Origin of the sequence: Luteibacter sp. 22Crub2.1 (assembly GCF_900167995.1) — a bacterium.
Taxonomy (GTDB): Bacteria; Pseudomonadota; Gammaproteobacteria; order Xanthomonadales; family Rhodanobacteraceae; genus Luteibacter; species Luteibacter mycovicinus.
Window position 1 is genome coordinate 294,025 of the sequence record NZ_FUYT01000002.1, and the last position, 20,898, is coordinate 314,922.

General features: G+C 64.9%; 16 protein-coding genes. 9 read left to right on the forward strand and 7 right to left on the reverse strand.

The window, feature by feature from the left end; genetic code table 11:
• Positions 1 to 48 precede the first annotated feature (48 nt).
• From B5X73_RS03125 to B5X73_RS03145, 5 genes are all read left to right on the forward strand, one after another.
• Positions 49 to 2,397, forward strand: coding sequence for a GH92 family glycosyl hydrolase (locus B5X73_RS03125; protein ID WP_079520529.1), 2,349 nt, complete (start codon positions 49 to 51; stop codon positions 2,395 to 2,397).
• A gap of 234 nt (positions 2,398 to 2,631) precedes the next feature.
• Complete coding sequence (locus tag B5X73_RS03130) at positions 2,632 to 4,428, forward strand: ATP-binding protein (protein WP_079520530.1); 1,797 nt, start codon at positions 2,632 to 2,634, stop codon at positions 4,426 to 4,428.
• Positions 4,425 to 4,871: a response regulator gene (locus B5X73_RS03135; RefSeq protein ID WP_036110558.1), complete on the forward strand. Its 447-nt coding sequence runs from the start codon at positions 4,425 to 4,427 to the stop codon at positions 4,869 to 4,871. Before B5X73_RS03130 ends, B5X73_RS03135 begins: the two co-directional genes overlap by 4 nt.
• Positions 4,872 to 4,898: 27 nt before the next feature.
• Positions 4,899 to 6,461 (forward strand): ATP-binding response regulator, encoded by a 1,563-nt coding sequence (locus B5X73_RS03140; RefSeq protein WP_043695714.1) that lies wholly within the window; start codon positions 4,899 to 4,901, stop codon positions 6,459 to 6,461.
• 76 nt (positions 6,462 to 6,537) lie between these two features.
• Entirely contained in the window at positions 6,538 to 6,945 is a 408-nt protein-coding gene (locus B5X73_RS03145) for a hypothetical protein (protein WP_079520531.1), read from the forward strand.
• Positions 6,946 to 6,952: 7 nt separating this feature from the next.
• Here the strand turns inward: B5X73_RS03145 and B5X73_RS03150 are convergent, their stop codons facing one another.
• Together B5X73_RS03150 and B5X73_RS03155 are read right to left on the reverse strand one after the other, a co-directional pair.
• A complete protein-coding gene (locus B5X73_RS03150) occupies positions 6,953 to 8,359 on the reverse strand; it encodes a sigma-54-dependent transcriptional regulator (RefSeq protein WP_079520532.1) in 1,407 nt (468 codons plus the stop codon).
• Between the two features lie 67 nt (positions 8,360 to 8,426).
• A complete protein-coding gene (locus B5X73_RS03155; RefSeq protein ID WP_090352646.1) occupies positions 8,427 to 10,049 on the reverse strand; it encodes a sensor histidine kinase in 1,623 nt (540 codons plus the stop codon).
• A gap of 294 nt (positions 10,050 to 10,343) precedes the next feature.
• Between B5X73_RS03155 and sucC the strand changes: the two genes are divergently transcribed.
• Positions 10,344 to 11,504, forward strand: a complete 1,161-nt coding sequence (sucC, locus tag B5X73_RS03160) for an ADP-forming succinate--CoA ligase subunit beta (RefSeq protein WP_036110570.1) — start codon at positions 10,344 to 10,346, stop codon at positions 11,502 to 11,504.
• Positions 11,505 to 11,517: 13 nt separating this feature from the next.
• Positions 11,518 to 12,390, forward strand: a complete 873-nt coding sequence (gene sucD / locus B5X73_RS03165) for a succinate--CoA ligase subunit alpha (RefSeq protein ID WP_036110573.1) — start codon at positions 11,518 to 11,520, stop codon at positions 12,388 to 12,390.
• Positions 12,391 to 12,567: 177 nt separating this feature from the next.
• On the opposite strand, the gene B5X73_RS03170 is transcribed toward sucD, so the two are convergent.
• The 5 genes from B5X73_RS03170 to B5X73_RS03190 all read right to left on the reverse strand — a co-directional run bounded on the left by B5X73_RS03170 (position 12,568) and on the right by B5X73_RS03190 (position 18,069).
• Positions 12,568 to 13,266, reverse strand: coding sequence for a zinc metalloprotease (locus B5X73_RS03170; protein WP_079520534.1), 699 nt, complete (start codon positions 13,264 to 13,266; stop codon positions 12,568 to 12,570).
• A 377-nt stretch (positions 13,267 to 13,643) separates the two neighbouring features.
• A complete protein-coding gene (locus tag B5X73_RS03175) occupies positions 13,644 to 14,399 on the reverse strand; it encodes a L,D-transpeptidase family protein (protein ID WP_079520554.1) in 756 nt (251 codons plus the stop codon).
• Positions 14,400 to 14,411: 12 nt separating this feature from the next.
• Positions 14,412 to 15,503, reverse strand: a complete 1,092-nt coding sequence (locus tag B5X73_RS03180) for a dipeptide epimerase (RefSeq protein WP_079520535.1) — start codon at positions 15,501 to 15,503, stop codon at positions 14,412 to 14,414.
• A gap of 9 nt (positions 15,504 to 15,512) precedes the next feature.
• Complete coding sequence (locus tag B5X73_RS03185; RefSeq protein WP_079520536.1) at positions 15,513 to 16,907, reverse strand: SH3 domain-containing protein; 1,395 nt, start codon at positions 16,905 to 16,907, stop codon at positions 15,513 to 15,515.
• A 13-nt stretch (positions 16,908 to 16,920) separates the two neighbouring features.
• Positions 16,921 to 18,069: a DUF819 family protein gene (locus B5X73_RS03190; protein ID WP_079520537.1), complete on the reverse strand. Its 1,149-nt coding sequence runs from the start codon at positions 18,067 to 18,069 to the stop codon at positions 16,921 to 16,923.
• 69 nt (positions 18,070 to 18,138) lie between these two features.
• Between B5X73_RS03190 and B5X73_RS03195 the strand changes: the two genes are divergently transcribed.
• Positions 18,139 to 18,852 (forward strand): M15 family metallopeptidase, encoded by a 714-nt coding sequence (locus B5X73_RS03195; RefSeq protein ID WP_079520538.1) that lies wholly within the window; start codon positions 18,139 to 18,141, stop codon positions 18,850 to 18,852.
• 60 nt (positions 18,853 to 18,912) lie between these two features.
• Positions 18,913 to 20,529, forward strand: a complete 1,617-nt coding sequence (locus B5X73_RS03200) for an NAD+ synthase (protein WP_079520539.1) — start codon at positions 18,913 to 18,915, stop codon at positions 20,527 to 20,529.
• Positions 20,530 to 20,898: the final 369 nt, after the last annotated feature.

Consider the following 20,898-nt stretch of genomic DNA (forward strand, 5'->3'; position numbering starts at 1 on the left):
ACGTTCGACCTGTTTGTCACGATCCAAACGATCTGAGGGGAACCATCGATGCCGAGCTCCACCTGTCTGCGCCGCGGCCTGCTGTCCGCCGCCCTCGCCCTGGCCCTGCCGGCCCTCGCCTTCGCGGCCACCGCGGACAAGCCGTCCGCCGCCTTCGAGGCCGTCGACCCCACGATCGGCACGGGTGGCGACGGTCATACGTTCCCCGGCGCGACCGTGCCGTTCGGCATGATCCAGCTCTCGCCGGACACGGCGATGCCCGATTTCAAGCACGCCTACAAATGGGCGGCCGGCTATCAGTACGGCGACTCGAGCATTCTGGGTTTTTCCCATACGCACTTCTCCGGCAGCGGCCATTCCGATCTGGGCGACGTGCTCGTCATGCCCATCGCCGGCGACGTCAAGCTGGATCCCGGTTCCCCCGACCAGCCCGGCAGCGGCTATCGCTCGCGTTTCGACCACAAGAGCGAGAAAGCCGAGGCAGGTTACTACGCCGTCACGCTGGCCGACTATGGCGTTCGTGCCGAGCTGACCGCCGGCTCACGGGTGGGCTGGCACCGGTACACGTTCCCTAAGGGCAAGCCGGCCCATCTGCTGCTCGACCTGCGTCCGAGCATCTACGACTACGACGGCAAGGTGCTCTGGTCCTCGGTTCGCGTGCGTAAGGACGGTACCGTCACCGGCGGCCGCACCACGCGGGGCTGGGCTCCGGGTCGTCAGCTGTATTTCGCGATGCGTTTCAACCAGCCGATGACGTCGCGCAGCCTGAAGAACCGCGAAGAGAACGTGCCGTACCGGGGCTTCGGCGGTCCGGGAAACCGGGCGGAAGACGCGGACGCCATGACCGGGCGTGCGCTCGAGGGCGTGTTCGACTTCGGTGACCTCGGCAAGCCGCTGATCGTCAAGGTGGCCGTATCTTCGGTCAGCGAAGACAACGCCGTGGCCAACCTCGACAAGGACGGTGAAGGCTTCGACTTCGATGCCCGCCGTGCGGAGGCCCGCCAGTCGTGGGAGAAGGTGCTGTCCACGGTGGACGTCAAGGCGTCGGCCGAGAGCCGCCGAATGTTCTACACCGCGCTGTACCACTCGATGATCTCGCCCAGCCTGTCGATGGACGTCAACGGCGAGTACCGCGGCCCGGACAACCAGGTTCACACGGCCAGGGGCTTCGATTTCTATTCGACCTGGTCGCTATGGGACGTCTATCGCGCCCAGCAGCCGCTGATCACGCTTCTGCGCCCCGACATGAGCAGCCAGTTCGTCAGTTCACTGATCGCCTCGCGCGAGTCCAGTCCCTTCGGCATCCTGCCGATCTGGGCTTACCAGGGCATGGAAACCTGGTGCATGGTCGGCTACCACGCCGTGCCGGTCATCGCGGATGCCTATATGAAGGGCATCCGCGGCTACGACCCGGACAAGGCGCTCGAGGCCATGGTGGCCAGCGCGACGTACGGCCCGTATGGCGGCATCGACGACTACATGAAGCTCGGTTACGTGCCCATCGATCGGCAACCGGAGGCGGCGTCCAAGACGGTCGAATACGCGTTCGACGACTGGTCGCTGGCACGGATGGCCAAGGCCATGGGTAAGGACGATGTCGCCGCGACCTTCATGAAGCGTGCCGGCAACTGGAAGAACAGCTTCGATACGAAGACCGGCTTCCTTCGCGCCCGCAAGAGCGACGGCGGTTTCCGCGAGCCGTTCGACCCGTCGTCGGCCGCCTATGGCAGCGATTACACCGAAGGCAACGCGTGGCAGTATTCGTGGTACGTGCCGCAGGACGTCAAGGGCCTGATCGACGCGCTGGGCGGCAAGGACGCCTTCGTCAGGAAGCTGGACTCGGTTTTCGACGCCAAGGTCGACCCCAAATCGTTCGCGCACGTGGAAGACATCACCGGCCTGATCGGCTGGTACGCTCACGGCAACGAACCGAGCCATCAGGTCGCTTACCTCTACGACTACGCGGGCCAGCCCTGGAAGACCCAGGAGCGCCTCGTCCAGATCATGAAGACCCAGTACTCGCCGACGCCGACCGGTCTGGTCGGCAACGACGACCTGGGGCAGATGTCGGCCTGGTACATCTTCAGCTCGCTGGGGTTCTATCCGGTGGCGCCAGGCAGCAACCAGTACGTCATCGGTCGTCCGTTCGTCGAGAAGGCCACGCTGAACCTGCCGGGTGGCAAGCACTTCACGGTCTCGGCCGACCACCTGGACGCGAAGCATCCGTACGTGGGCAAGGTCACGCTGGACGGCAAGCCGCTGGACCGGACGTTCATCCGCCACGAAGAGATCGTCGCCGGTGGCGAACTGCACTTCAGCATGCAGGCCGAGCCGGCGAAGGATTGGGGGCAGGGTCCGGGCTCGGCGCCTTATTCCATGAGCGACGCGGCGCCGTAAGGTCGCAAGGGCTGCGCTCACGAGGTCTTCACGGCTTTTTGGGCAAAAAGCAGGCCTCCATAAGGACGGGCGCGCCATCCCTCATCGCTCCTGCCGGTTCCGGCAGGCAGCGGGGATGGCGTGCCCGTACTCGTGTTTCAGGGGTCATGCCGTGTTCCGTCAGCGAATCAAGACATCCCGCGTCTATAATCGTGCCCTTAACAGGGCAGGTATCGTTGTGGGGATGACGGCAGCATGATGGTAAGGATCGGAGCGCGCTGGCGGATCGCGGGCTTGCTCGCGGCCGTGCTGGTCATCGTCGCGCTGCCCTACGCCGTCAACCGGTCGAGTTCGGACGCGGCGCTGACCACGCGCGACTGGGTCACCCATACCGCTGAGATCAAGGCCAACGTCTACCGCGCCGATGCGATCCTGCGCGGCAGCGAAGCGGCGGCTTACAGCCTCGTCGCCGGGGCGCCGCCCGATCAGGCGCTGGAAGACCGCGTCGCGGCCACTCGCAAGCTGGTGCCCGGCCTCATCGCCGAGCTGCGCACCATGATGGCCGACAACCCCGAGCAGCTCACCCGCCTGGGTGGGCTGGAGGCGACGGCCAACAGTCGCGCCTCGCTCAGTGAAAAAGCATTACAGCAGGTGAAGGCGGGCGATCGCGATGGCGCCTTCAGGACGATGGAAGACCTCAGGGTTCTCTTTCCCATCCGGCAGACGGTGATCGATCTGCTTTCGGAGGAGTCGGCCCTGCTGGAGCAGCGTCGAGGCCAGGCGGTCGATTCGGCCACTGATAACCGTACGGTGCTGCTGATCGCGTCGCTGGCGCAGATCGCCCTGCTGGCAATCGTCGTGGTCGTCTCCGAGCGCCAGATCGCGATCCGCCTGAAAGCGGAATCCAAGGCCTCGGGCGCCGTGCATCGCTCGCAGCTGATCGTCCAGGCGGTGCGCGAGCCGATCGCCATGCTGGACGCGTCGCTGCGCACGCTGCTGGTAAACAACGCGTTTGCCGAGCTTTACGGCTTCGATACCGAGAGCGACAAGAATCCGCCCCTCAACGAGATCGGTGAAGGCGCGTGGAGCGACACGTCTCTGCTGCAGCGCCTGAACGACGTGGTGGCGCGCGATCGGGAACTCTGGGATTACGAGCTGACCCAGCGCACGGTCGACGGCATCGATCGCTTCGTCGTCATCAATGCACGCCGCATCGAAGAGTCCGACGGCGACGCTCCGGCGGTGCTTCTGACCGTCAGCGATATCACGGCGCGCGCGCTGGTCGAGCAGAAGGTGAGCGAGCTCAATCGCCAGCTCGAAGGCAAGGTCGAGCAGGTCTCCGACGTCAACCGCGAACTGGAGGCCTTCAGCTACTCGGTATCGCACGATCTGCGCGCGCCTTTGCGTCACATCGCCGGCTTCGCCGGAAAGCTCGAGGCTCACCTGGCCGATCGGTCGGACGATCGCGTCAAGCATTACATCGACGTGATCAGCAGCTCGTCACGGCGCATGGCACAGCTGATCGACGACCTGCTGGTGTTCTCCCGCCTCGGCCGTGGCGCGTTGCGCCTGCAACCGGTCGACATGCAGTCGCTGGTGGAAGAAGCACGCGCACTGGTCGAAACCGAAGCGCGTGACCGTCAGATCGAATGGCGCATCGCACCGATGCCGATCGTCGTCGGTGACGAGAACATGCTGCGGACGGTCTGGCAGAACCTGCTGGGTAACGCCGTCAAATACACGGGCAACCGCGAGCGCGCGATCATCGAGGTCATGCTGGAGCGGACGTCCGCGGGCGATTACGAATTCACCGTGCGCGACAACGGCGCCGGTTTCGACATGCAGTATGCGACCAAGCTGTTCGGCGTTTTCCAGCGCCTGCATCGTGCCTCGGAGTTCCCGGGCAACGGTATCGGCCTGGCCAATGTGCGACGCATCATCGCGCGCCATGGTGGGCGGACGTGGGCCGAGGGGGAAACCGATCGCGGCGCCACTTTCCATTTTTCATTGCCGGTATCCGACGTTCCGGGTGCCCAGACAGGTGACTCATGAATCAGCGCGACCTGCGCACGATCCTCATCGTCGAAGACTCGATGGCCGATGCCGAGATGGCCATCGATGCGCTGCGTGAGGCCAAGCTCGCCAATCCCGTGGTGCACGTCGAGGATGGCGTCGACTGCCTCGACTGGCTGCACCGCCGCGGTCCGTACGCGAATCGCCCGGAGGGCGATCCGTCGGTGATCCTGCTCGACATCAAGATGCCGCGCAAAGATGGCCTCGAAGTGTTGAAGGAGCTCCGTGCCGAGGAAAAGTGGAAGCGCCTGCCGGTGGTGATCCTCTCGTCGTCGCGCGAAGAGAGCGATCTTGCCCGCAGCTGGGATCTCGGCGTCAACGCCTACGTGCTCAAGCCCGTGGACGTGCAGCAATTCTTCACGGCCGTGCAGACCCTCGGCCACTTCTGGGCGGTGCTGAACCAGCGCCCGGAAGGCGAGTGATTCCCACCAACGAGCCGAGCGACTGACATGGGCGGGCAGGGCAAGAACAACAAGGTGCGCATCCTTCAGGTCGAGGACAATGAGTTCGATGCCGAGCTCATCCTGTCCGAACTGGAGCAGGACGGACTCGATTACGAGGTGCTCCTTGTCGACGAGGAGGCCGCGTTCATCGCCGGGCTGGATGACTTCCATCCGGACATCGTCCTTTCCGACCTGAGCCTGCCCGTTTTCAGCGGCGAGCGTGCGCTACAGCTGTTGCGCGAGCGCGACGTCGCGACTCCCTTCATCTTCATCTCGGCGACGCTGGGTGAAGAGGCGGCTATTGAGGCACTGCGCAACGGCGCGACTGACTACATCCTCAAACACAATACGGCGCGCCTCGCGTCGGCGGTGCGCCGCGCGCTGCGCGAGGGTGAAGAGAAGCGTGCCCGTGCACGTGCCGAACAGGAACTGATTCGCGCCCAGCGCTTCGAGAGCCTCGCGTTGCTGGCGGGTGGCCTGAGTCACGATCTTCGCAATCTTCTGCAGCCGCTTTTGCTTGCGGGTGACACGCTTGAGGATTACGCCGACGATCCGCGCCTCGCGCGTCTGGGTACGCTGGTTCGCGATTGCGGCCGGCGCGGGCTCGAGATGGTGTCGTCGATGTTGTCGTTCGCGCGCGGCGCGCGCCGTGCGGAGCAGGTTCGCCTGGGCGCCTTACTCGATGCGCTGAAGCTGCTGCTCCAGGGTAGCGTGCCGCGCACGGTGCAGATGAGCGTGGAGGTCTTCGATCCGGATGTGACCTTCGAGGGCAACCATACCGAGTTGCAGCAGTGCCTGCTCAATCTCAGCCTCAACGCCTTCCAGGCGATGCCCGCCGGCGGCACGCTGCGCATCGAGACGGCGCAAGCCAACCTCGCGGATGACTTCTTCCTCGAGGGTGAACAGCCGCTTCCAGGTCGTTACCTGCGCCTGTCGGTGATCGACACCGGTCTGGGCATGCCGCCGGAAGTGCTCGCGCGCCTGTTCGAGCCGTTCTTCACCACGAAGGAAAGCGGAACGGGTCTGGGCCTGCTGTCATGCAAGCGCATCGTCGCCAGCCACGGTGGCCTCATGCGTGTTCGCAGTGTTCTGGGTGAGGGCACACAGTTTCATCTTTACCTGCCGCTGAGCAGCGACGAGGAAGATTCGGCGCCGGCATCGATCATGGACGCGTCGCTTCAGGGCGAAGCCGAGCGTGTGCTGGTCGTCGTCGAAGAGGCGGTGCAGTTGTCGCTGCTGGTCGATACGCTGGACGCTTATGGCTACCAGGCTGGCGCGAGCCAGAGTGGTACGGCGGCATTGCAGTGGATCGAAGCGCACGGTGTTCCCGACCTGGTCGTCATGGACGCGGACATGAACCTGTTCACCGGCGTGCGCACGCTGGCCGCCTTGCTCGAGCACGGTTACAGCCGCGCGGTACTGCTGCTCGCACGTCCGGATTCACCGCCGAACCTCGACGAACTGCCCCAGCTGGATCATCTGTACGTGCTGGATAAGCCGATCCAGTCCAGGGCGTTGCTGCGCAAGGTGCGCGAGGCGCTCGAGGCGAGCGAAGCGAAATCAGGCTGATTTTTCAGAATCCTTCCATATCGCGCGCTTCTGTCGCTGAGTAACGTGGGCACCCATTATCTCTCCGGGGTGCCTCATGTACTGGGACACACACAAGGAAGCGAAGGCCATTCAGCGAAGGATGGCTTGCCGCACGCGTATCGCTTGGTTCACCGCGGGATCCCTGCTGCACCTGGTGCTCGCGGTGCTGGTGCTTCTCTGGCAAACGTCGTGCGACTCTCCCCGGTGTGTCGAAGGAATCCACTTCGACATCGTGCGTGGAGCGATGCGCGTCCCGCTCTTCATCACCCCATGGCTTGGACTCCCGTCGCCGGAACTCGAGTTCCATAGAGGCTGGCCACTTTTCGGGTGGCTCGTACTCAATGCCTTGATGGCTGTGTTGTTTTATTGGGGGCTGACGCTTGCCTGCCGCCGCGGCTACGTCGCCTGGCAGGTCTGGCTCCGCACGCGCGAAAGGCCGGGACGCGCTTCGCGTCCCGGCTGATCGCCGGTCAGTCGATCCCGAGCTTCTTGAGCTTGTAGCGCAGCGCGCGGAAGGTAATGCCGAGCTTCTTCGCCGTCGCGGTCTTGTTGTAACGCGACTCTTCGAGTGCCTTGATGATGGTGTCGCGCTCGATGTTCGAGATGAAGTCTTCGAGCGACCCGTCGGCACCGCTGGAGGCCCTTGGCGCCACGGCAGCGGCCGCGACATTGGTGGCGCCACCCGGATCGGGAGTCGCAGTCGTCTGCACCGCCACACGCTGCGGCAACATCAGATCATCCGCCTCGATGATATCGCCTTCGCACATCGCCATCGCGCGCTCGAGGATGTTCTCCAGTTCGCGGACGTTACCGGGAAACTGGTACGCCTCCAGCGCGGCAAGCGCATCGGGCTGCAGGCGCCCCGGGGCGCCGCCGCCGGATTCTACGGCGAGCTGCTTCAACACGAACTCGGCCAGCTTCGGCACGTCGCCGCGACGCTCGCGCAGAGGCGGCACGCGCAGTTCGATGACGTTGATGCGATAGAACAGGTCCTGTCGGAACAGACCCTGCTCGACCAGCCCCGCCAGATTTTTGTGCGTGGCGGACAGAATGCGCACGTCGACCGGGATCTCGTCGCGTCCGCCGATGGGGCGTACCGCTTTTTCCTGGATGGCGCGCAGCAGCTTCACCTGCATGTGCAGGGGCAGCTCGGCGACTTCGTCGAGGAACAGCGTGCCGCCCTGGGCGGCCTGGAACAGGCCTTCCTTGTCGGCGTGAGCACCCGTGAAACTGCCCTTGCGGTGACCGAAAAACTCGCTTTCCATCAGCTCGGAAGGAATGGCGCCGCAGTTCACCGGCACGAAGGCGCCGGCGGCACGCGGGCCCAGTTCGTGGATCAGGCGCGCGACCAGTTCCTTACCGACGCCCGATTCGCCACCAATGTAGACCGGCGCCTGATTACGGGCCAGCTTGGCGATCTTGCCGCGGACCTCGACCATCACCGGCGAATCGCCGATCAGACGATCGGCGCCGGGAACGCCCCTCGCGCCGGCTTCCGACTTGCGCTCCTCGGAGAGACGCAGCGCGGTTCGCACCAGGCGACGCAACAGGTGGATGTCGACCGGCTTGGAGACGAAATCGAACGCGCCCGCCTTCAGCGCGTTCACCGCCGCGTCGACGTTGCCGTAGGCGGTGATCATCGCCACCGGCATGTCCGGGTGGCTGGCGGCGATCAGTTCGATGATCTCCTGGCCGCTGCCGTCGGGCAGGCGCATGTCCGTGAAGCAGAGGTCGTAGCGACGGGAGGCCAGCGCATTCCGCGCTTCGGTGACGCTGCCCACAGCGTCCACGTCGAGTTCCATTCGACCAAGGGTGATGGTCAGCAACTCGCGGATATCCCGCTCGTCGTCGATAACCAGTACGGACTGCTTGCTCATTGGATCCGAAAGGTTCGGTAATGGGGACAAATGTAACCGCCCGGGCGGCCTGCGCAAAGCGCGGCGTTCACGCGCGGGCCGCCAGGGGGACCGAGGCGGCGGTACGCGCCGGCGGCGTCAGGCTGATCCGGAAGCAGCTGCCACCCCCTGCGACCCGCACATATTCCAGCGCGGCCTGGTTGGCTTCGGTCATCTGACGGGCCAGGTACAAACCGAGCCCGGTGCCGTATTCGTGGGTCGTGAAGAACGGCTCGAAGATCTGCGCCGCCACCTTCGGCGGGATGCCCGGGCCGCGATCGATTACCTCGAGGATGGGAATTCCGGCTTCGGAATGCCGCGCCACCAGCATCACTCGCGCCGGCTCGCCGGGCAGGCGGCCGTAGCGCAGCGCGTTCTGGACCAGGTTCCAGATGACCTGCTGCAGGTGCTGGGGGTCCGCGACGGCGGCGACCGGCTCACTGCCGGACACCGCGCGCAGGATGTCCGCGCCCAGATCGTTGCCCTGGCGGTACTCGGTCACGAAGTGATGCACCCACTGGCTCAGGTCGAGAGTTTCCGGCCGGGAGCGCTCGCGCCGGGACAGCTGGAGGATGTTCTCGATGATCTCGTTGAGGCGCGAGCAGTGGTTGTTGATGATCTCCACCATACGCAGGTCGGTGTCGTTCATGTCCGTGGATTCGGCCAGCAGCTGCGCCGAATAGTGGATCGCCGCCAACGGGTTACGGATCTCATGGGCGATCGAGGCCGACAGCCGGCCAAGCGAGCTGAGGGTGAGTTCCTCGGCGCGGCGCGACACCAGCGACGTATCGTCGAGGAAAATCAGGACGTGGGAGTCGTCATTGGGCGCCAGGCGGGAAAAGCGCGGAATCACCTCGGGGGTGCCATCGGCCAGCATGGTCGCGCTCTCGTCCAGCTTGCCGGACGTGCGCCAGTGGTACAGGCGTCGCGACAGCTCGGGCGCCAGACTCCCCAGGTCGCGCTGCTCCGCCGAAGGATTGCCCATCAGCATCCATGCCGACTCGTTGAGCTGATGGATCCGGTTGCCTTCGTCGACCAGCAGCACGCCGGTCTTCATGCGACGGATGATCAGTTCGTTGACCTGGGACAGGTTGGCCAGATCGATGCCACGCTGTTCGGCCAGGGCTTCCGACGCGCGGATGTTGCGCCCCAACACATAGCACAGCGATGCGCAGGCGAAATAGGCGGCACCGAACAGCGCGTACTCCACCAGCTCGCGGTCCGAGCTGGCGGCGGCTTCCAGATCGAACAGGGAATGGCCGAGCATGCCCAGGGTGGCCAGCGCGGCGAAAAACATCGACAGGCGGAAAGGCAGCAGCAGCGCGCCCGTCGCGATGTTGACCGCCAGCATCATCGCCACGCCCATGCGGACATCGTGCATCAGCACGAGGGCGAGCAGGGCGGCCGCGATGTCCAGGGTCAGACCGATCGAGACGATGAGGACGGGGCGATGCAACGTGCCCCGGGTCCGGGAAACCATGAGCAGGGCGGCGAAGAGGTAGGCCAGCGCAAGCACCCGGGCGAAGACGGGTTCCGGCAGCGCCGGCCAGTTCATATGCTCCGGACGGAACGCCAGGGCGGTGTAGACCGCCGCCTGGCCCAGGCGGAAGTAGTTGAAAAAGAACAGTTCGTGGCGTGCGGTGGTCTGCACCGCACGGGAGCGGGCGGCCATGGTCGGCGCGGGCGTGGACACGTGGGTGGTTCTCCGCCGGTGGCCCCCCAGGGCCTCGATGACCGCCAGTATAGGCGGCGGCGACCCCGGGGCAACACGCAGTTCCAGCAGTGAAAAAGGGCGAAAAGCGACGAAATGTCGCGGCGCCTCTTTCCATCCGGGGCGCCTTCCGGGAAAATACGCGGCCGTATTGCGTCATTTTGGCGCAATCGATCGATTCATCCCCCACTCCCGTGCAGGCCGCTCCCGGCCCGCATGCATTCACACGCTTCTCCCGTTCGCTCGAGGTATCGAATGAATTTCCACGAGTACCAGGCTAAAGAACTGTTCGCCAAGTACGGCATCGCCGTGCCGCCGGGCAAGGTTGCCAACTCTCCCGATGCCGCTGTCGACGCCGCCAAGCACCTTGGTGGTTCGCAGTGGATGGTCAAGGCCCAGATCCATGCCGGCGGTCGCGGCAAGGCCGGTGGCGTCAAGTTCTGCCGCAGTCTCGACGACGTGCGCGCCGCTGCCAAGGGCATGCTCGGCACGAACATGGAAACCTACCAGTCCGCCGGCCGCGCGCTGCCGGTGAACCTGGTTCTGGTCACCGACGCGACCGACATCGCGAAGGAACTGTACCTCTCGATCCTCACCGATCGTGACACCAAGTCGATCTCGTTCATCGCCTCCAAGCACGGCGGCGTGGACATCGAGCAGGTGGCCGCCGAAACCCCGGAAGACATCCACACCTTCCAGGTCGATTTCGTCGAAGGCCTGCAGCCGTACCAGTGCCGCGATCTCGGGTTCAAGATGGACCTGAATCCGAAGCAGGTCGGTCAGCTCGTCAAGATCATGCTTGGCCTGTACAAGCTGTTCAACGAGAAGGACCTGGCCCTGGTCGAGCTGAACCCGCTCGCCATTCTCGAAGACGGCAACCTCGCCGCCCTCGACGGCAAGGTGAACTCGGACGACAACGCCGAGTTCCGTCACGCCGACCTGGCCGCCATGCGCGACCTCACGCAGGAAGACGCCGCCGAAGCGGCCGCCGTCCAGCACAACCTCAACTACGTGACGATGGACGGCACGATCGGCTGCATGGTCAACGGTGCCGGCCTGGCCATGGCCACGATGGACGTGATCAAGCTGGCGGGCGGCGAGCCGGCCAACTTCCTCGACGTCGGCGGCGGCGCCACGAAGGAGCGCGTCTCCGAGGCGTTCAAGCTGATCCTGTCTTCCGACAAGGTGAAGGCCATCCTGGTCAACATCTTCGGCGGCATCGTCCGTTGCGACCTGATCGCCGAAGGCATCATCGCCGCGGTGAAGGAAGTGGGTCTGCAGATCCCGGTGATCGTGCGCCTGCAGGGCACGAACGTCGAAAAGGGTCGCGAACTCCTGGCCAACTCGGGTCTGGCGATCACGCCGGCCGACGATCTCAACGATGCGGCCCGCAAGGCCGTGGCCGCAGCGGCCTGAGGAGCGAATTCTAATGAGCGTCCTGATCAACAAGAACACCAAGGTCCTGGTCCAGGGTTTCACCGGACAGCAGGGTACCTTCCACGCCGAACAGGCGATCGACTACGGCACCAAGGTCGTCGGCGGTGTCACGCCGGGCAAGGGTGGCTCGGAGCACATCGGTCTGCCGGTCTTCAACACCGTGCGTGACGCGGTCGACCAGACCGGTGCCGACGCCTCGGTCATCTTCGTGCCGCCCCCGTTCGCGGCCGACTCGATCCTCGAAGCCATCGACGGCGGCATCAAGATCATCGTCACGATCACGGAAGGCATTCCGGTGCTCGACATGATGCGCGTGAAGAACGTGCTCAAGTCGCACCCGGACGTCGTGCTCGTCGGTCCGAACTGCCCGGGCGTCATCACCCCGGGTGAGTGCAAGATCGGCATCATGCCGGGCCACATCCACAAGCCGGGCAAGGTCGGTATCGTCTCGCGTTCGGGCACCCTCACGTACGAAGCGGTGTTCCAGACCACGAACGAAGGCCTCGGCCAGTCCACCTGCATCGGCATCGGTGGCGACCCGATCAACGGTCTGAACTTCATCGACTGCCTGAAGCTGTTCCAGGACGATCCGCAGACCGAAGGCATCATCATGGTCGGCGAAATCGGTGGCAGCGCCGAAGAAGACGCGGCTGAGTTCATCAGCCAGTACGTCAAGAAGCCGGTCGTCTCGTTCATCGCGGGCGCCTCGGCACCTCCGGGCAAGCGCATGGGCCACGCCGGTGCGATCATCTCGGGCGGCAAGGGCACGGCGGAAGCCAAGTTCGCCGCGCTCGAGAAGGCAGGCGTGACCACGGTCAAGTCGCCGGCCGACCTCGGCAAGACCCTCGCGGGTCTGATGAAGTAATACCCCGTTCGCTTCGGCGAGCCTAAAGAGCCGCGGCCTTCGGGTCGCGGTTTTTTTATGCGCGCATTTCATCCACAGCCTGTGTGGATACCGCCTGCATAACGCTGTGCATAAGTCGGGGATGCCCAACGCGGGCAAGCGGTTAGCTCATGTTGGTCATTTCCTGACCAGCGGGCGTCAGTCGGCGACCAGCGGGCCTCGTCGACTCCCGGCGTCCGCTCCGGGGTTTTCGATGATGTACTTCCGCATGTGCCGTTGGTTCTCCGGCGTATAGGTGTAGCAGTTGCCGCGCAGGCTCAGGGATGAGGCATACATGTTGCTCTCGCACCACCAGCCTCCCGTGTAGTTGACCGCACCATGCTCGTGGTCGGCGCCGAACAGGTGACCCAGCTCGTGAGCCACCACCCGGTAACGCCCGTTGATCGATGCCATCGCCGTGCTGCCACCCTGCCACGCAATGCCTGACGCGCCTGGCTGCGGTACCTGGGGGGTGATCAGGAGGAACTTGCGCGTATGGGTGGGCGTCATCCCCTCGCGGTCGGCCCAGGCCATGACGGTGTGGGTCCATTCGCCCAGCGCGGCGTCGTGCATGTAAGGAATGTCGGTAACGCCGTTGACCGGCGGCAGGTAACGCACCTGGATGCGCGCGAACGGCACGACCTTGCTCATGTCAGCAAGCCACCACGCGACATAACCGGCGTGTATCCGTTCGTGCGACATGTAGTGCCGGACGTCATCGTGTACGAAGAGATGGATGTCGAGCCGAGGCGGTATCGGCGCGCTGGCGTCGCCTTCGGCAGCGAGCGCCGGCAGGGACATGGTCAGCAGGAGGGCGAAGGCCATGTTCGGACAGGTGGGGCGGCGCGTATCAGTCATCACGGTTCCGTGTGCTGGAAAGACAGGCCAGGCAGCTTAGCCTTTCGTCACGGGCTCTTCTGTCGGCGAAACACGCCGCTGGCAAAGTGCTCACGTGGATCGCGTCATACGCTGACAGAGAGAGTCGGGGGCGATGGCGATTCATCCACAGCCTGTGTGGACAGTCGCTGCATAAGCATGTGCATAACTCCGGAAACCCGTCGCGTGACAGTCGGTTGCGTTGCGCTGCTTATTTTTTGCCCACCGCCCCGGCGACTAGAGCGCGCTTATCCACAGCGAATGTGGATACGATCTGCATAAGGGTGTGGATAACTGACGATTCGTCTTTCCCACCATCGACTTGCGTTTCGCTGGTCAATGAGTGACCACCTGGCGCCCTAGAGCGCCGGCAGATTCCAGGCGCCACGAAGCCGCGCGTATTCGCCTCGCGGCAGCAGCACGAACACGGGTTTCTTCTTCGGGTCGAGCCACGCGAGCAGTCCTTCCATGGCTTCGTCGGTCATCGCCGTGCATCCGGCGGTCGGCGACGTCGGCGATTTCCAGAGGTGCGCGAAGATGCAGCTGCCCGCGCCCTTGCGTCCCTGGGCGTTGTGCTCGATGACGAAACCGATGCGATAGGCGTGGTCGCCGTTGAAGTGCAGGTCGCGCCGCATCGCCTCCGTGGCCCCTTCGACCGCGCTATGGCCTACCTTGTTTTCATCGACCAGCTGGTTGTAATACGGCGAGCCGTCGACATCGACGCAATAGTCGGACGCCGTGAGCCCCCGGTAGGGGAGCGCCGTGCCGTTTCGTTCCGCGTAACCGAAAGCTTCGCCGATCCGGAATATCCCCGCCGGGCTGCGCCCGTCGCCCTCGACCTTCGTCGGGCCGTCGGTCTGCGGCGGATGCAGTCCCACGCCCCAAGCGCTGCCACCTTTGCCGATCGTGACCGGTACCGGCGACCCGACCGCCCGCCAGCCACTTTCTTCGCGTTCGAAACGGCGAAGCGTGCCTTGCGTGGCGTCCCAGTTGTCCGTGGTGACGACGATCATCTGCCGCGATACCGACCAGGCCACGGGCGCCTCGAACGCGATGGCGAGCCCCGTGATCGAAAGAAGAAGCGATACAAGCAGAAAGCGAGGGAGGCGACGCATGCGGATCACCATTCAGAGAGGCTCGAGGCCGCGAACCGAGCGAATGCCCAGGCCCGGAAGAGGCGGTATGGAAAGGTGCGACTCATCGAAGTCGACGCCGCCGTCCACCGGATTGAACGTGCACAGCGAGGGTCCATCCAGGTCGATCTTCGTGATGACGTTGGATCTTGCGACGGCCACATGAACGGCCGCCGCCACGCTGATGCTGCTTTCGAGCATGCAGCCGATCATGCATTCCATGCCGTGCATAGCGGCGATATCCGCCATTCGCAGTGCGCCCGAGATGCCGCCCGTCTTCATCAGCTTGATGTTGACGATGTCCGCGGCGCGCAGGCGGATGAGTTCGAGCAGATCCTTCGGGCCGAAGGCACTTTCATCCGCCATGATCGGCGTATCGACGTGGCGCGTGACGTGTTGCAGGCCTTCGAGGTCGTGCGCTTTCACAGGTTGTTCGACGAGCTCCATGCGCACGCCAGCGTCTTCAAGCTGGCGAATCGCGCGCACCGCTTCCGCGGCGGTCCAGCCCTGGTTGGCGTCGAGACGCAAGAGCGCCGATTCGCCGACGGCGGTATAAATGGCCCGCACCCGGACGATATCGTCGTCGATGTTCTTGCCGATCTTGATCTTGAGCGAGGTGTAGCCACGGGCGATGGCGTTCAGTGCATCGGCGACCATCGTGTCGACGTCGTTCACGCTGATGGTCAGGTCGGTGGACAGCCGTGGATGACCGCCACCGAGCAGCTGGTAAAGCGGTGCGCCGTGGTATTGCGCCCAGAGATCGTAAATGGCGATCTCCGCGGCTGCCTTGGCGCTCGTATTTTTTTCCAATGCGCTCTGAATGAGGCCGACGATGCGGTTGAGATCGGCGATGTCCTCGCCGATGAGACGCGGCGCGATATGCCGACGTACGGCTGCGATGATCGACGCATGCGTCTCGCCGGTGATCGCCGCCGTCGGAGGCGCCTCGCCGTAGCCAACGTGGCCATCGTCCGTATGGACCGTCACGACGATGTCCTCCACGCTGTCCACCTCGCGAAGCGCCGTACGGAACGGTGTGCGTAGCGGAACGCGAAGCATGGACAGACGGATCTCAACGATCTTCATGGCACGGCCTCAGCGGATGCGGACGATGCTGGTCATGCGATCGACGAAGCTGGTGTCCTTGTCGAACATCAGCGGCAGCAGTGGGGTGACCGATACTTCGTTGAGTTTGATGCGACGCAGGCTCGTGGTGCCATCACGGAGGCTGATGCCGCCGACGTCATGAATCACGTAGGGCTGTCCATCCACCTTGCCGATCACCATCATTACGTGGCCCGGAATGTAGACGAGGTCACCGACTTCGAGCGCCATCGCCGCGGCGACGCGCGCGTCATGCCCGTCCTTCGGCGTGTATGCCGTGTGCGAAAGACCCGGGCTCGACGCCTGGTCGCCCGTGTTGCGCGGCATCTGCACGCCCATGCTGCGATAAACGTCGGAGACGAATCCGCTGCAGTCGCGGCCGTTGAAATCATGCCCCCAGCCGTAGCGCTCGCCGAGAAATCGGAACGCCTGGCGAATCACATTGGCGCGGGTGAGCGGAAGATAGTCGGCCTCGGAGGGCTGATTGCGCTGGAGCAGCGCGGGCCGGAAGGACAGAGCGCCTTGTGCGTCGCGCACCGGCAAACTGAGCACCCATGAGGTATACGGATGCTGTCCGTTGACCGGTTGGCCTGGCGACAGCGACGTGTCCAGCGGGATGCGCGTGCCCATGTCCAGCTGCAGCTCCGAGAGCGCGGGTGCCTCGGGCGTGAACACGGTGTGCGGTGCGGCGCCGGTGATGACGCGGAAGGGCGTGGCGTCGGCATGGGCAAATACCTGCGCCGTCGTCCCATAGGCGATCGCCTCGGCCGGTGTCCATGCCGCGTAGCGTGCGCTGACCGCGAACACCCAGCGACCATCGGCACTGCTGTGCACGACGACGACCGGGTCGCCGGGGAAAAGCGCGCTTTCCTGGAATCGATCGATGTCGGTATCGACGGGCTGCGTGAACACGCGCGCATCGGTGGCATGGCTGCGTAGCGGTGCGCGACGCACGGCCATGCCATAGCGCGGTGTCACTTCTGAAGGAATGGCGTTCGTCGCATCGTTGGCGAGTATCGAATCGATGGCGCTCGCCGGCAGTGACTGGCCTTTCGCGTCGAACAACGCACGGGCCGGGCGCTGAGAGACCTTGTCGATCCAGACCATGACCTGGTCGCGCGTCAGCGACGATGGCAGATGGCGGATGTCGTGCATCGAGGGATCGAGGCGCCGCAGCTTATCGTTCAGCGCCGCGATGGCTGGCGCGTCGAGGACGACACGATCCGCGTCCGGCACCCGTGCGATCCACCAGTCCGGCGATAGCTGGGCATCCGTTACGCCGGGGATCCCGGTATCGACGATCGGTGGTGGGCTCGCCAGCGACGCCATTCCCGGAAATCCGGCGAGGAGGGCAGCGAAGAGCAGGCGATGGCGAAACAGGGGCATGCGTGGATCCCGGTCAGATAGCGAGTCTGGACAGCACGGCCGCGACGACGAGGCCGAAGCCGGTACCAAGGATATAACCCAGCAGCGCCAGCAGGATGCCGACCGGTACCAGCGAGCGCGAATACGTGGCGGCCAGAACCGGTGTGGCCGCCACGCCGCCGATGTGTGCCAGTGAGGAGATGCCGCAAAGGTACAGGTCGAAGTGAAACACGCGCGCCGCCGCGCACAGGAGCACGGCATGCAACGCGATCACCGTGACCCCGCACAACAGGTAGATCGGCGCGGCGGCGATACCGGCGAAGCTGCTTTGCGAGGCGAGCACGGCGACGACGGAAATCAGCAGGGCGCTCGACACGGCTTGTGCGCCGGGCATGCGTGCCAGTGGCGTGTGCGCGACGATCAGACCGGCGACCGTCGCGATGAGAATGGTCCATGTGGTCGCGGAGACCATGCTGCCCACGGGGAGTCGCGCGGCCACGCCCGGGGCCAGTGCCGCCACCAGCAGCGCGAAGCCCAGCCACAGCAGCACGCCGTCCATGGTCGCCGGCGCACGCGGTGCGGTTTCGGTCACGATGAGGTCGGCACTCGAGGTCGCACGTGTCCAGCGGTTGAACGCCGGTGCCAGGCGTGCAACGGAGAACAGCACCACCACCCACATCGAATAGCAGAGGGCATCGGTGAGCAGCGCGGTCGCCAGTGAGGTGTCCGACATGCCGATGGCCTGCTTCACCGCGATGAGGTTGGCCGTTCCGCCCACCCAGCTGCCCGAAAGAGACGCCAGCGGTTTCCAGCCATCGCCCGGCAGCCAGTGACGGAACATCAGGAAGGCCACGATAAAGGCGATAAACAGGCTGATCGAGGTGCAGACGAACACGCCGAGTACCCGCGGACCCAGGCGGAAGATCGCGCGCAGATCGCAGCTGATCATCAGAAGAAAGAGCAGGGCGGGAACCAGGTGCCCCACGATGACCGACTGGGCGGCGTGGATCCCGGGCGATGCCGACCAGAGTCCGGCGACCGACAGGGCGGTGACGCTGAGGTAGGTCAGCACGATGGGCGGGAGGATATCGAATACCTTCCAGCCGAACCGTCGCTCGATCGCCGGCCAGAAGCCCGCGACGAGCAGCATGACGGCCAGATAGGGCCAAACCGATTCGATCATGCGTTTCTCCGCGGGCGACGGGGCATGATGTCAGCAAATGCGGCACGATGGGCATGGCAGTATGGGGACATGACGATCCGGATCTGGCCCCTCCTGCTGCTGTCGCTGGCGCTCACCTGCGGGCGCTCCCTTGCCGCCGACACGCCGCACCTGTCGACGGCGCGTACGCCCGCCGACGCGGGGCTGGTGGATATCCGCAAGGTCGCGCCCGATATCGCGGAAGACATGAAGTACGCGGCCCCGGACAATTTCACCGGCGCCACGGTGCCCGGCTATTTCGCGCCGGCTTGCCTGCTGCGCACCGGCGCAGTGCGGGCCCTTGCTCAGGTGGAGAGCGATCTGCGCCCTCACGGCTACCGGCTGCGCTTGTGGGACTGCTATCGCCCGGCGCGCGCCGTGGCGGCCTTCGTTCGCTGGGCGGGCGATCTGTCCGATACCCGCACCAGGGCATCCCATTATCCCGCCCTGCGCAAGGACCAGTTGTTGGGCGAGTACATCGCTCCGGTGTCAGGTCATAGCAAGGGCGCGACGGTCGATCTCACCCTGATGCGGTGCGAGGGCGTCCATTGCACGCCGCTCGACATGGGCACGGACTTCGACTTCTTCGATCCACTGGCGCATACGGACGATCCGCGCGTCACACCGCTTCAGCACGAGAACCGCCAGCGCCTGCTGAAGGCCATGGCGGCGCGCGGGTTCGTCAATTATCCGCAGGAGTGGTGGCATTTCAGCCTCCCCGGCGCGGCCGATGGCGACACGATCTACGACGTACCGGTGCAATGAGCCCGCGTCGGTGCGACGGTGGCTTATCATAGGCAGTCCCCGCGACCGCACGGATTCCCGATGTCCACCTTTCGCTTCGCCCTGGCCCAGTTCGATTTCCCCGTCGGTGCCACCGCCGACAACGCGCGACGGGTCAAGGCGCTGGCCGATGAAGCGCGCGATCGCCTCGGCGCGTCGCTGGTAGCCTTCCCCGAGCTGACGCTGTCCGGCTACCCGCCCGAGGACCTGCTGCAGCGCCCCAGTTTCCTCGAAGCCTGCCATCGCGAACTGCATGCGCTGCTGCCGGCCATCACGGGTATTTCGGCGGTCGTCGGCTACCCGGATGCGCAGGGCGAGGTTTACAACGCGGCGTCGCTCATACGCGAAGGCGCCCTGGAGTGGACGTACCACAAGCAGGCGCTGCCCAATTACACCGTGTTCGACGAGAAGCGCTATTTCCAGCATGGCGACGCCACGCGGGTGTTCGCGATCGAGGGTGTGCAGGTCGGCATGCTGATCTGCGAGGACATCTGGGAATCGGACCCCGCCAGCCGTCTCGCCGACGCCGGCGCGGAGCTGATCCTGGTGATCAACGCGTCGCCGTGGGACAAGCGCCAGGCCGCGACCCGTGAGGCGCTGCTGCGCGACCGCGCCCGCGAGACCGGGCTGCCGATCGCCTACGTAAACCTCGTCGGTGGTCAGGACGACCTGCTGTTCGACGGCCATTCGCTGCTGGTGCAGGCCGATGGCGAGATCGCGGCGCGCGCTCCGTCCTTCGAGGAAATGCTGCTGACGGTGGAGTTCGATACGGTCACGCGTCGCCTCACGGCCGTGGACTGGCCGGCGCCGGACACCCGCTCGCCGGAGGCGCTGATGTATGACGGCATCGTCCGCGGTATCCGGGACTATATCGGCAAGAACCATTTCTCCGGTGTGTTACTGGGTCTGTCGGGCGGTATCGATTCCGCGCTGACGCTGGCGATGGCGGTCGATGCGCTGGGCAAGGACAAGGTCACGGCGATCATGATGCCGACCAAATACACCTCGGACCTGTCCCTGCGGGAAGCCAAGGCCCAGGCCGAGCACATGGGCGTCGAGTACCACGTGCTACCCATCGAAGGCATCTACGAGGCCTTTACCGGCGCCCTGGCGCCGGTGTTCGAGGGTCGCAAACCCGACATCACGGAAGAAAACCTGCAATCGCGAACCCGCGGCGTGCTGCTGATGGCGATGTCGAACAAGACCGGCAAGCTCCTGCTGTCCACGGGCAACAAGAGCGAGATGGCGGTGGGTTACGCCACGCTGTACGGCGACATGTGCGGCGCCTATGCGCCCCTCAAGGACGTCTACAAGACCGTGGTCTACGCGCTTTCGCGGTGGCGCTCGGCGATCGACGGAGCCATTCCGGCGGCTGTGATCGAGCGTCCGCCGTCGGCGGAACTGCGCCATGAGCAGACTGATCAGGATTCCCTGCCGCCGTACGATGAACTCGATGCGATTCTCGAGCACTTCATCGAGGGCGAGGCCTCGGCGGAAGACATCATCGCCGCCGGCCACGACGACGCCACCGTGCGTCGCGTGATCCGCATGGTTTTCATCAACGAGTTCAAGCGCCGCCAGGCGGCTCCGGGGCCGCGCGTCACGACCAAGGCTTTCGGACGCGAGCGGCGGTATCCGATTACTTCGGGGTGGCGGTGAGCCACTTAGAGCTAAGAGCTAAGAGCTAAGAGCTAAGAGCTAACAGCTAAGAGCTAAGAGCTAAGAGCTGAATGCTCGGCTGGCGCCATCGCGTTCGGCTTTGTCGCGGTGTGTCGTGTCGCGTTGGAGAGCCGGCGGGGGTGACCCTCGAGGCCACGCCTTCGGCGACCCCTCAAGGAAGGGCCGCTACCGCGGCCGTATATCAATGGCCTTCGGCCGGGTCGGGCTTCGCCTGGGGGTTTTCGAGTCGGCTGTCCCTGCCTCCCCGAAAACGGCCGGTCATCCCTGACCGGCCCCGCTTCGCGGCCTTGTCCAGTCGAAGCCCTCGCCTGCGGCTACCGGCCCCGAGGGTCACCCCCGCCGTCTCTT